Origin of the sequence: Mesorhizobium sp. M7A.F.Ca.US.005.03.1.1, from assembly GCF_003997975.1 — a bacterium.
In the GTDB taxonomy this organism is placed as follows: Bacteria; Pseudomonadota; Alphaproteobacteria; order Rhizobiales; family Rhizobiaceae; genus Mesorhizobium; species Mesorhizobium ciceri.
This window is the reverse complement of record NZ_RZRO01000060.1, coordinates 1-12,159: the sequence shown is the minus strand read 5'-3', so window position 1 is coordinate 12,159 and position 12,159 is coordinate 1. Positions and strand designations below refer to the sequence as shown.

Sequence of the window (12,159 nt, the reverse complement as noted above, 5' to 3'; positions counted from 1 at the left end):
TCACATCCGAAACACGCCAAAGCGCGTGTCCTCGATTTCGGCGTTGAGCGCGGCCGACAGGCTGAGCGCCAGCACGTCGCGCGTCTTTGCAGGATCGATGATACCGTCGTCCCAGAGGCGTGCGGACGAATAGAGCGGATGGCCCTCATGCTCGTATTTCATCAGGACAGGCTTCTTGAATTTCGCCTCTTCCTCGGCGCTCCATTCTCCGCCCTTGCGCTCGATGCCTTCGCGTTTGACCATGGCAAGCACCGTTGCCGCCTGTTCGCCGCCCATCACCGAGATGCGGGCGTTCGGCCACATCCACAGGAAGCGCGGTGAATAGGCGCGGCCGCACATGCCGTAATTGCCGGCGCCGAACGAACCGCCGATGATGACAGTCACCTTCGGCACCCTGGCGGTGGCAACCGCCATCACCAGCTTGGCGCCATCCTTGGCGATGCCGCCTGCTTCATATTTTCGACCGACCATGAAGCCGGTGATGTTCTGCAGGAAGACCAATGGAATTTTGCGCTGGCAGCACAGTTCGATGAAGTGCGCGCCCTTCAGCGCGCTTTCGGAAAACAGCACGCCGTTGTTGGCGATGATGCCGACCGGCATGCCATGGAGATGGGCAAAGCCGGTGATCAGCGTGGTGCCGTAATTCTGCTTGAACTCGTCGAATTCGGAACCGTCGACGACGCGCGCGATGACCTCGCGCGCGTCATAGGGCTGGCGCAGGTCGGTCGGCACGATGCCATAAAGTTCATCCGCCGGATGAAGCGGCGGAATTGCTCTCCTAGAGTTCAGGCTTACAGTCTTGTTCCGATTCAGGTTCTTGACGATGCGCCGGCAGATGGCGAGGGCATGGTCGTCGTCCAGCGCATAGTGGTCGGCAACACCGGAAAGCCTGGTGTGCACATCCGCACCGCCGAGATCCTCGGCACTGACATCCTCGCCCGTCGCCGCCTTCACCAGCGGCGGGCCGCCGAGGAAGATGGTTGCCTGATTGCCCACCATGATCGTCTCGTCGGACATCGCCGGCACATAGGCGCCGCCCGCCGTGCACGAACCCATGACGCAGGCGATCTGCGGAATGCCTGATGCCGACATGTTGGCCTGGTTGTAGAAGATGCGGCCGAAATGCTCGCGGTCGGGAAACACCTCGTCCTGGTTGGGCAGATTGGCGCCGCCGCTGTCGACGAGATAGATGCAGGGAAGATTGTTCTGCAGTGCGATCTCCTGCGCCCGCAAATGCTTCTTCACGGTCAGCGGATAATAGGTGCCGCCCTTCACGGTGGCGTCGTTGACGACGACCATCACCTCGGTGCCTTCGACGCGGCCGATGCCGGCGATCATGCCGGCCGAAGAGATCTCCTCGCCATACATCGACCATGCCGCGAACTGGCCGATCTCGAGGAAGGGTGAGCCGACATCCAGCAATTGCGCAAGGCGCTCGCGCGGCAGAAGCTTGCCGCGCGAGACATGGCGCTCACGCGCTTCCTCCGAACCGCCGAGCTCGACGGTGGCAGCCTTCTCCGCAATGTCGGCGACCAGCGCCCGCATGCGCTCGGCATTGGCACGGAAGGTTTCGGAGGAGGGGGAGATCTGGGTTTGCAACGTGGCCATACCTACACCCCCTCCGCCATGATCTCGCGGCCGATCAGCCAGCGGCGGATTTCGCTGGTGCCGGCGCCGATCTCGTAGAGCTTGGCGTCGCGCAACAGGCGGCCGGTTGGATAGTCGTTGATGTAGCCGTTGCCGCCAAGCAGCTGAATGGCGTCGAGCGCCATCAGCGTCGCCTTCTCGGCGGCAAACAGCACGCAGCCGGCGGCATCTTTTCGCGTCGTCTGGCCACGATCGCAGGCGGCGGCGACGGCATAGACATAGGCGCGCGCGGCATTCAGCGTCGTGTACATGTCGGCCAGCTTGCCCTGCACCAGTTGGAACTCGCCGATCGCCTGTCCGAACTGCTTGCGCTCATGCACATAGGGGATTGCCACGTCGAGGCACGCCGCCATCAGGCCGATCGGGCCGCCGGCAAGCACCGTGCGCTCATAGTCTAGGCCAGACATCAGCACTTCGACGCCGCGCCCTTCCTCATGCAGCACGTTGTCGAAGGGCACCTCGACATCCCTAAACACCAGCTCGCCGGTGTTGGAGCCGCGCATGCCGAGCTTGTCGAGCTTTTGCGCCACGGAAAATCCGGCAAAAGCCTTCTCGACGATGAAGGCGGTGATGCCGCGCGATTTCTGGTCCGGATCCGTCTTGGCATAGACCACCAGCGTCTCGGCGTCCGGCCCGTTGGTGATCCACATCTTGGTGCCGTTGAGCACGTAGCGGTCATTGCGCTTTTCGGCGCGCAGCTTCAGCGAGACGACGTCCGAGCCGGCGCCGGATTCCGACATCGCCAGCGCGCCGACTCGCTCGCCCGAGCACAGTGGCGGCAGGTATTTTTCCTTCTGCGCCGGCGTCGCCCAGCGGTTGATCTGGTTGACGCAGAGGTTGGAATGGGCACCGTAGGAGAGGCCGACCGAGGCCGAAGCGCGCGAAATCTCCTCGACGGCGATCACATGGGCGAGATAGCCCATGCCGCTGCCGCCGAAGTCGGGGTCGGCGGTGATGCCGAGCAGGCCGAGCGCACCGAGTTCGCCCCACAGATGCACCGGGAATTCATTCGAGCGATCGATGTCGGCGGCGATCGGCGCGATCCGGTCCTGGGCAAAGCGCCGCACCATGTCGCGCAGCGCCTCGATCTCTTCGTCATGCCCGAAGCTGAGCGTGTTGGTGTACATTTTTCTCCTCCCTGCGCATGACCCCGAAAATCGACTTTGATTCGAAAAGGGATCATGCGCGAATCAAAAGGCTGCAGCGTCCTTTGCGCGTCCGAAGGGACGCGCGGCGCTGTAGGCGTCGATCTTCGCGCCGACGAGCCGCATTGTCATTGAAAGATATGTTGTGGTCACTTCGCCGATCGACAGCCGTTCGCCCGGCCGAAACCAGACGATGACGCCGGTCATCATCTGGATCAGCGCCATGGCGGTCAGTCCGGTGTCGTCGATGCTGAAGGCGCCCGTCTCGGCGCCGTCGCGCAGGATGGTGCGCAGCTCCTTCTCGTAGGCAGTGCGCATGCGCAGGATCTGCGTCAGCCTTTCCGGCGACAGGCTGCGCAATTCCATGTTCGACACATGCGTGGCGTGCCGTCGCTCGATGTGGAAAGTGATGTGGTTTTCGACATAGGCCGAAAGCCGCTGCACGGGATCCGCATTAACCGGGCGAGCTGTTTCCCACGCTTCGGTCAAACCTTCCATGTGCTCGCGCATCAGCATGAACAGAAGCTCTTCCTTGGTCGGAAAGTAGCGGTAGAGCGCGGCCGCCTGTACGCCGACCTCGGCTGCGAGCTGTCGCATCGACATCGCCTCGTAGCCAAAACGCGCGATCAGATTGACCGCCGCCTCACGAATGGTCGCTTCGGTCTTTTCGCCATCAGACCCGGCGGTGCGTGCCATGTCAGCTCCTCTGCGGAGCAATAATAAAACGAACGTTTAATTAATTCAAGGCGCTCAATCCAAATCCGCCTTCATGCCACGATCCTGAACCCAACAGAGGCGTTGTCTGCCTCCAACTCCTCGACGTCGACCTTGGAAACCAAAGCCCCGGCCGGCCCTTTCCAGAGGCGCTCGATCATTGTCGAGACCGCCTCATCGAGGCCTGCGATCTCGGCCGTTACGGACCCGTCCGCTTCATTGCAAACCCAGCCCGCAAGACCAAGGCCCGTGGCCTCATCCCGGGCCCAGGCTCTGAAGCCGACGCCTTGCACGTTACCGTAGACGCGTGCGTGCACTTTCCTGCGATGACCAGCCATGAATCTCTCCAAGCCTGTCTCGTTTTGAATCTGGCGCACGACCTGAGGAATGCAACCTGCGCGCGGACGCAATAGCTGGGCCTTCCGGCTTTAGCTGGCCTTCTGGCCTTGAATTTAATTGACTCAGTCCACTAATTTAGGAAAATGGAACTGCTTTATTAGGAGCTGGCCGCAAATGTTGGACGAACGCAACGCATTGGTGGCCGATGTCCGGCGCTTCAATCGCTTCTACACGCGCACTGTCGGCCTTCTCGACGAGACGCTGACACAAAGTGCATTCACTTTGACCGAGGCGCGCGTGCTGTTCGAACTGGGTCACCGCAGCAACCCGGCTTCCGCCGAAATCGCCGGCGAGCGAGGTTTCCTGGTTGGTGCTTTTCGGCTGGAGAATGGCCCGGCGGCCTCCGAAATATCGAGACAGTTGCGTGTCGATGCCGCCTATCTGACGCGGATCCTGCGCAAGTTCGCGGGCCAGGGGCTGACCGAGGCCAGAACGGACCCGGCTGACCGGCGCCGAAGGGTCCTCTCGCTGACCGCAAGGGGCGAGGCAGCGCTTGCCAGGCTGCAGGCGGCGGCCGATCGGGATACGGCGCGGCTGATCGAAAGCGTACCCGACGACAGGTTGCATGAACTGCGCAGCGCCTTGCGCAAGGCGGGGGAATTGCTGGGTGATCCCACCCGTGAAAGCGGTGAGGTGACGTTGCGGCCGCACCGCGTCGGCGATGTCGGCTGGGTCGTGCAGCGCCAGGCCCAACTTTATGCCGAGGAATATGGCTGGACGATCGAGTTCGAGGCCATGCTCGCCGAGATCGGCGCCGATTTCATTCGCAATTTCGTGCCCGGCCGCGATTTCTGCTGGATCGCCGAGCGCGGTGGTCAGCCGGTCGGCGCGGTGTTCCTGGTTCATCAGGATGACAAGGTGGCCAAGCTGAGAATGCTGCATGTCGAGGCGTCGGCGCGCGGCTTCGGCATCGGCAAACGACTGGTGGCGGAATGCGTGAACCAGGCCCGGGCTTGCGGCTACACCAAGCTGGTTCTGTGGACCAACGACATCCTCGTTGCGGCGCGCGCGATCTACGAACGTGCCGGCTTCAGGCTGGTCTCGCAGGAGCACCACCGCAGCTTCGGCAAGGATCTGACCGGCCAGACCTGGGAAATGGATTTGTAGGCGGCTTTTGCTGCCGGTTGCGCGCCAGCGGTATCCTAATTGCCCCGCGCTGCCGCCAAAGCACCGGGAAGTTCCTCGGCAAAAATGTCGAGCTCGTGATCGAGGCCGACGCTGACGCGGATGCAGCGGTCGAGCCGTGGCACCATCGGCTTGCGGATGAAGACGTCGCGTGACAGCAGGGCTTGCAGAAGTTTCAGCGCGAAGGCGCCATCGCCGCAGCAATCGATGGTGACGAAATTGGTCGCCGACGCCAGTGGCTTCAGCCCGTTCGCCTCGGCAATGCCGGCGATGCGTCGGCGGCCGGCCGCGACCCGCGCCACCACGCTTTGCAGATAGTCCTGATCGGCGAGCGCCTCGACGCCGGCGATCTGCGCCATGCGGCTGACGCCGTAATGGTTGCGGATCTTCTCGAAGTCGCGGATCACCTGGGCCTCGGCGATCGCATAGCCGCAGCGTATGCCCGCCAGCCCGTACGCCTTCGAGAAGGTTCGCATGCGGATGACGTTTGGCCTGGAGATATCGATCGGCGGCAGCGCCGAGGCCGGCCCGAGTTCGCCATAGGCCTCGTCGAGCACCAGCATGGTGGTTTCCGGCAGCGCCTCGATGAAGCGGATGATCTCGCTCGCCTCCCACCAACTGCCCATCGGATTGTCGGGGTTGGAGAGATAGACCAGCGGGGCCTTGTCCCTGCGCACCGCCGCCAGCAGGCCATCCAGGCTTTCCCGGTCGTTCTCGTAAGGGACCGTCACCAGTCGTCCGCCGACACCGGCGATGTGGAAGTTGAAGGTCGGATAAGCGCCGAGCGATGTGACCACAGCATCGCCGGGCGCCACATACATGCGTGCCACCAGAGCGAGCAGGCCATCTATGCCTTCGCCGACAACGACGTTCTCTGCTTTTACGCCGTGATGCGCGGCTACCGCCACCTTCAGATCGTGATTGTCGGGATCGCAATACATCCACATGTCGCCGGCGATCTCGGCCATGCGGGCGATGACGCGTGGCGAGGGACCAAAGCTGCTCTCATTGGCGCCGATGCGGGCGCGAAAAGCGCGGCCACGCTCGCGCTCCTGCGCTTCGGGGCCGACAAACGGCACCGTCGAGGGAAGCGCTGCGATGAGCGGCATGAGGGGAGGGCGCTGATGCATGGTGGAAGCTCGCTTGAAAGGGCCTTCTTGCTAGCGCGCCGGATGGGTCGGTGCAAGTTGCCGCTGGGCAGATCCGTAACGCTGGATTCTTTCGGCCGCTTTTGCTAGCGAGACGTGATGAACAACCGTCTGCCGCCTGCTTGGTCAAAGCACATCAAGCCCGGACCCGCGCCGAAAGCGAAGGGGCCGATACTCAAGCCGACAATGAGCCAAGAAAACGCTCAATCGCGAGCGCAGGCCGACGAAGCGCTGCTGAACCAGGCCTATGCCCTTCAGCAGGCCCAGCGGCTCGACGAGGCCCAGGATCTGTGCCTTCGGGTGCTGGCGCGCACGCCAAACCATCCGCTCGCTCTGTATATCCTGGGGACCCTATACCAGCGTTACGATGACGAGATGGCCTTGCGGTATTTCGCGCGGGCGGTCGGCGAGGAACCTAAAAACCCCTACTACCACCTCAGCCTGGGCGAGGCCTATGCGAAGGTCAGCGAATATTCGCCAGCCATCAGGCATATGCTGTATGCTTTGGAACTGCAGCCCGGCCTTATCGAGGTGCTTTGTGCCCTGGGGCACGCCTACACCAAGTTTGACAAACCCGGCATGGCTTTGCCGCTCTACGAGAAGGCGCTCAAGATCAACCGCGATCATCCCAAAGTGCGGGCGGGGCTGGCCAGTGCGCTCAGCGGCCTGGGGCGCATGGATGAGGCCGCCGCCTGTCTGAAAGAAGCAATCGGACGTCGCATCGACGTGCCGACTGCCTACAACGACCTTGTGCAGACGAAAAAATTCACCGAAGAGCCGGAGGAACTCCAATCCATCCTGCGTGAACTCGGCAATCCCAAGCTTGATCCGGACAGTGCTTACAAGCTCCATCACGCTGCCGGCAAGGTGCTGAACGACCTCAAGCGCTACAGTGAGGCATTCGACCATTTCAACAGGGCGAAACGGGCCTCCGGCTACATCTTCGATATCAATCTGTATCGCCGCTGGATCGACTCCCTGATTGAAACCTTCACGCCGGACTTTCTGGCGGCCAGGGCCGGCTATGGAAATCCTTCCGAAGTGCCTGTGTTCGTGGTCGGCATGCCGCGGTCGGGCACAACGCTCACGGAACAGATCTGCGCCAGCCATCCCGATGTTCAAGGGGCAGGCGAGCTTAACAAATTGAGGCGGGTCGCCAATGCAATCGGCCTTAAAACCTCATCGGCTGGCGATTTGAGCCGGCCGGCCATGTCGGTCACGCAAGACCTGTCCAGAACGCTGGCGGAAGAGCATCTGTCCTACCTTAGGGAGTGGGCGCCTGCCGCGCTTCGCGTGGTCGACAAGATGCCGCACAATTTTGAAATGATCGGCCTTATCGGTCTTCTCTTTCCCAACGCGCGCATCATTCATTGCCGCCGTGACGCCATCGACAATTGCGTCTCTTGCTTTGTCCAGACCTTCAACAAAGGACACAGCTACAATACTGATTTGCGGATACTGGGTCTGTACTATCGTGAGTATGACCGACTGATGCGCCATTGGAACGAGGTTTTTCCAGGCCTTATATTCGAAAATCGCTACGAAACGCTGGTCGAGGATCAGGAGGCGCAGTCACGCCGCCTCATAGATTACCTTGGGCTGCCCTGGGATGACGCCTGCCTGCGTTTTTTCGACAGGGATGGTTCGGTCAACACGCCCAGCCGCTGGCAGGTCCGCCAACCGATCTACAAATCGTCCGTCAAGCGCTGGAAGAATTATGAAGGCGAGATCCAGCCACTCATCGATGCTTTGGGCGACTTGGCGGACGCGTAATTCAAACGAGTCTGGCGTGCCTCTCATGCGCGCACGCCTCCTCGATTTTGGTTGGCACTGCTGAGCTGAAGAAGCGCAGGGATGCGCGTGATTCCGCCCCCGATGGTCCCAAACGCAGTCGCTCGGTTGGTCGATTATTTTCTACGGGTCGACCCTCGAAGCGCTTGGTCGCCAACGCGCCGGCCGCAGTGTCCGAAGCTGCCTATGAGGCCAGATCTGGTGGATTCAACTGGTTTTTTTTGGTAGCTAGGGACCATGAACAGCCGCCTGCCGCCCGCTTGGTCCAAACACCTGAAAACTCGGTCCGGACCGCAAATCCCGCAGTCGAAAATCGTGCAGCCCAGGGCGGCCTCTCTGTCGCACGTCCAAGCCGACGACGCACTGCTAAGGCAGGCCTTCAACCTTCAGCAGGCAGATCGGTTGGCGGAGGCAGAGGCGCTATGTCAGCGCGTTTTGGCGCGCAATCCCCGACATCCTCTTGCTTTGTATTTGTTGGGCACCTTTGCGCTCGATCTGGATGACGAGATGGCCATTCGCTGTTTTGAGAGGGCCGTGAGGGAAGCACCTCAAAATCCGCACTATCACCTGACGCTGGGTGAAACCTATTTGAAGGTCGGCGAACATTCCGATGCGATCCGCCATCTTGAGGTTGCCTGCCAGCTGAAAGGCGACTGGGTTGAAGCGCTTTGCGCACTTGGGCGCGCCTACACCGAATTCGGCAAGGCCGATCTTGCGGTGCCGCTTTATGAGAAAGCGCTTGAAATCGACAGCGGCCGTTCCGCCATTCGAATGGGACTGGCCAATGCGCTTGTAAGCCTGGGCCGGATGGACGAGGCGGCGGGATATATGAAGGAGGCGATCAGTCACCGTCAGGATATCGCGGCCGCCTACAACGGCCTGGCCAGCATCCGAAAATTCTCTGAAGAGCCGGCGGAATTGAAATCCATTCTGACCGAGTTGAAAAATCCGGGACTCGACAGGAAAAGCATACAGCAGTTCCACCATGCGGCCGGGAAGATACTGAACGATATCAGGCGCTACGACGACGCGATCGGCCATTTCCGCCAGGCAAAGGAACTTTCAACCCGCCGCTTCGGTATGGAGTCCTATCGGCGCAGCGTCGATTTCATGATAGAACTGTTCGATCCCCGGATGCTGGCCGCCAAGGCAGGTCATGGAAGCACATCGGACGTGCCTGTTTTCGTGCTTGGCATGCCGCGTTCCGGCACCACTTTGACCGAGCAGATCCTTGCTAGCCATCCCGACGTCCATGGAGCCGGTGAGCTGACAAAGGTTCGGCGCATCACCAACAGGCTGGCGCCGAAAACACGCTCGCCGGAGGAATTCCGAAAATCCGTCCTGGATATGACAGTTGATCAGTCGAAGTCCCTGGCCGATGAATATCTCACCCATATCAGGCAACGATCGCCCGACGCGCTGCGGGTAGTGGACAAGCTGCCGCATAATTTTGAGCTTATCGGCCTTATAAGGATCTTGTTCCCCAAGGCACAAATCATTCACTGCCGTCGCGATGCCATCGACAATTGCATCTCGTGCTATTTCCTGAGTTTCAACGAGGACAATATCTACAACGCCGATCTCCATACACTCGGACTATATTATCGCGAGTACGACCGGCTTATGCGGCATTGGGACAAGGTGTTTCCAGGGCAAATCCTGCAGAACCGCTATGAGGACATGGTCTCTGACCAGGAAGGCCAATCGCGCCGCCTGATCGACCATCTGGGACTGCCCTGGGACGACGCCTGCCTGCGATTCTTTGACAAGGGCGGCGCGGTGAACACGTTCAGCCGCTGGCAGGTTCGACAACCGATCTACAGCTCGTCCGTCAGTCGCTGGAAGAATTATGGCAGCGCAATCCAACCGCTGATCGATGGCTTGGGCGATTTGGCTGGGAATTGATCCAGCCGTGAAAGCTCCGGCGCTGCCGGACTGGCGAATAGACCCGATTGCCGTAGCTGTCAGGGCTCGGCTTCGTCGGATGGCTTGTCGCTCGCAAGCCTTCAGGAAGTGCAGGGGCTCGGTCTCGGGCAGCGTCGCCGCATCTTTGGCAAGCCAATGAAAAACCGGCATGAAAAAACCCGGCGGTTGCCCGCCGGGTTTCGATTTCGAAGGCGAAATTGATTAGAAATCGCGCTGGAAGCGGAGGAGACCGCCGACATTGTTCTTCTTGGTTGCCGCGACCCAGACGGAGTCGTTGTCGATGGCGCCCTGGCCGACGCGCTGCCAGTCGACTTCGGCCGTGACCGTGAGGCCAGGAACAACGGTGTAGGCGACGTTCGCCGCGACGCCGATATCCTTCCAGTCGTCATATGACGCCTGGAGGTTGAACGAGGTCTTTTCGTTGAACTTGTAGGTGCCACCGCCCCACAGAGCCCAGTTACCGCCCCACTGCTTGTAAAAGCCGCGGCCGAGCGCGTCGATATTGTTGGTATGGTCGTTGAGGTTATCGTCGGTGCCGTAGCCGGCCATCAAGAACAGCGACAGTTCGTTGGTGGCGTTCACGTCCAGGCGAACCTTGCCGGCGACTTCCTCGTAGTTGCTGTCATACGACACAACACCGGTGATGGCGCCCCAGCCTTGCGTGTACTTCAGACCGCCGACGACATGCGGAACATAGCTGTCGATGGTGCCAACCTCACCCGAACCTTCTTCGAGCGAAACCACGGCCGAGAGGCCATTGCCGGCATCGAAGTAGTACTGAATGACGTTGGTCTGGAAATTGCCGTACGGGACGATCGTGTCGTTGATGACGTTGCCGGCATAGCCGATAAACGTATCAAAGGCCGATTCGTCAGCGCCGACGCGCAGGCCGCCGAGCTGGATCCAGGCGAATTCCAGAGCGCTGCTCTTGTTGCGGGCCTGCCAGCCGTCGCCATTACGGTTGGGGTTCGTAGTGCCGCCGGGCCCCGAGTTATCGCCAAAGTCGCCGTAGTTGTTGCCGAAATTGATGCGGTATTCGGTGTAGGTCTTCAACGTGCCGAGTTCGGTTTCCTGGCCGGTCCAGGTCTTCAGCGTGAAGCGGGTGTTCTTCCAGTAGGTCGAGTTGTCGTCGCCGTGCTGGTGATCCGTAACGTGGTTGACGCCATCGAACGAGCCGCCGTCACCCACGCCGACATCATAGCGGACATAGCCGCCGATGCGCAGGCAGGTCTCGGTGCCGGGGATGTAGAAGTAGCCAGCGCCGTAGACGTCGCAAATCTTGACGTATTCAGCGGGTTCCGGCTCGGCGACGACGACGGCGTCGGCGGCGCGCGCACCGGAAACTGCGATCAGGGCCGCAGCGGAGCCGAGGAGAAGGCTCTTGATGTTCATTTTCTGACCTCCAGTCAGAATCGGATGAAACAGCGGCTTGCGGAGAGTCAGGCGACGCCACAGGAACGGCGCTTCCTTCGACTATCAATTTGTTATTGTTAGGAGATTTGTCCTGCGAAGCGCGCAGCGCGAAGCAGGATGGCGGAGAGGATGGGATTCGAACCCACGAGAAGCTTTTGACCTCTACTCCCTTAGCAGGGGAGCGCCTTCGACCACTCGGCCACCTCTCCGTTGCGCCGCTGGATAAAGAAAAGCGCTGGCACAATCAACAAGCCCGCATCATTATCTGAAAAAATAAGAAGGCGCCGAACCGCGATCTTCCATGCATGTGGCGGTTCTGCGGTTGTTTCCTGGCTAGCGACTCGGGAACTCGCCATGATTCCGTCGGTCCATCGCCGGATTCGGCGGCAAACAAGGGGTTGCGGCGGGCCTGATGGTTAACGAGAGCTTTCTGAGTGAGGCCAAATCGTGTCATTTGTGCAACAACGCCAGGGGATAGCAGCCAGGCAGCCCTTTCACCGGTACGATCGTGGTTGAACGCCGCCGCCTCATGAGTAATGTCGATTTCGAAGGAGCGGCGCGGTGCGCATCTTTTTCGGTAGTGGGGATGGGGCAGGGAACGCTGTCCTTCAGCAAAGAATACCCAGACCCGTTTTTTAACTTTTGACTGGAGGTCAGAAAATGAACATCAAGAGCCTTCTCCTCGGCTCCGCTGCGGCCCTGATCGCAGTTTCCGGTGCGCGCGCCGCCGACGCCGTCGTCGTCGCCGAGCCGGAACCCGCTGAATACGTCAAGATTTGCGACGTCTACGGCGCTGGCTACTTCTACATCCCCGGCACCGAGACCTGCCTGCGCATCGGCGGCTATGTCCG

The 12,159-nt window shown here is 60.7% G+C and carries 10 protein-coding genes and 1 tRNA gene; 4 read left to right on the top strand and 7 right to left on the bottom strand.

What is annotated here, in order from left to right:
* The 4 genes from EN990_RS22610 to EN990_RS22595 form a co-directional block, all read right to left on the bottom strand.
* Positions 1-1,608 carry a carboxyl transferase domain-containing protein gene (locus tag EN990_RS22610; RefSeq protein WP_127385442.1) on the bottom strand — a complete coding sequence of 536 codons (1,608 nt, stop codon included), beginning with the start codon at positions 1,606-1,608 and terminating at the stop codon, positions 1-3.
* 2 nt (positions 1,609-1,610) lie between these two features.
* Positions 1,611-2,774, bottom strand: coding sequence for an isovaleryl-CoA dehydrogenase (locus tag EN990_RS22605; protein ID WP_064993366.1), 1,164 nt, complete (start codon positions 2,772-2,774; stop codon positions 1,611-1,613).
* A gap of 63 nt (positions 2,775-2,837) precedes the next feature.
* Positions 2,838-3,488, bottom strand: a complete 651-nt coding sequence (locus EN990_RS22600) for a TetR/AcrR family transcriptional regulator (RefSeq protein ID WP_127370255.1) — start codon at positions 3,486-3,488, stop codon at positions 2,838-2,840.
* Between the two features lie 71 nt (positions 3,489-3,559).
* Complete coding sequence (locus EN990_RS22595) at positions 3,560-3,844, bottom strand: acylphosphatase (protein WP_063173625.1); 285 nt, start codon at positions 3,842-3,844, stop codon at positions 3,560-3,562.
* Between the two features lie 175 nt (positions 3,845-4,019).
* Here EN990_RS22595 and EN990_RS22590 point away from each other — a divergent pair, with 175 nt between their 5' ends.
* A complete protein-coding gene (locus EN990_RS22590; protein ID WP_127370254.1) occupies positions 4,020-5,012 on the top strand; it encodes a helix-turn-helix domain-containing GNAT family N-acetyltransferase in 993 nt (330 codons plus the stop codon).
* A 35-nt stretch (positions 5,013-5,047) separates the two neighbouring features.
* Here the strand turns inward: EN990_RS22590 and EN990_RS22585 are convergent, their stop codons facing one another.
* Entirely contained in the window at positions 5,048-6,160 is a 1,113-nt protein-coding gene (locus tag EN990_RS22585; protein ID WP_127385715.1) for a pyridoxal phosphate-dependent aminotransferase, read from the bottom strand.
* Positions 6,161-6,277: 117 nt separating this feature from the next.
* On the opposite strand from EN990_RS22585, the gene EN990_RS22580 reads away from it, so the two are divergent.
* Complete coding sequence (locus tag EN990_RS22580; RefSeq protein WP_127369673.1) at positions 6,278-7,951, top strand: sulfotransferase; 1,674 nt, start codon at positions 6,278-6,280, stop codon at positions 7,949-7,951.
* A 255-nt stretch (positions 7,952-8,206) separates the two neighbouring features.
* The gene (locus EN990_RS22575; protein ID WP_127369674.1) at positions 8,207-9,874 is read left to right on the top strand and encodes a sulfotransferase; all 1,668 of its coding nucleotides are present in this window, start codon (positions 8,207-8,209) and stop codon (positions 9,872-9,874) included.
* Positions 9,875-10,096: 222 nt separating this feature from the next.
* Here EN990_RS22575 and EN990_RS22570 read toward each other — a convergent pair whose 3' ends face one another.
* The gene (locus EN990_RS22570; RefSeq protein ID WP_127387456.1) at positions 10,097-11,287 is read right to left on the bottom strand and encodes a porin; all 1,191 of its coding nucleotides are present in this window, start codon (positions 11,285-11,287) and stop codon (positions 10,097-10,099) included.
* Between the two features lie 139 nt (positions 11,288-11,426).
* Positions 11,427-11,517, bottom strand: a tRNA-Ser gene (locus EN990_RS22565).
* Positions 11,518-11,968: 451 nt separating this feature from the next.
* Here EN990_RS22565 and EN990_RS22560 point away from each other — a divergent pair.
* Positions 11,969-12,159, top strand: a 191-nt coding sequence (locus EN990_RS22560) for a porin (protein WP_027038050.1), incomplete at its 3' end; no start/stop codon positions are given.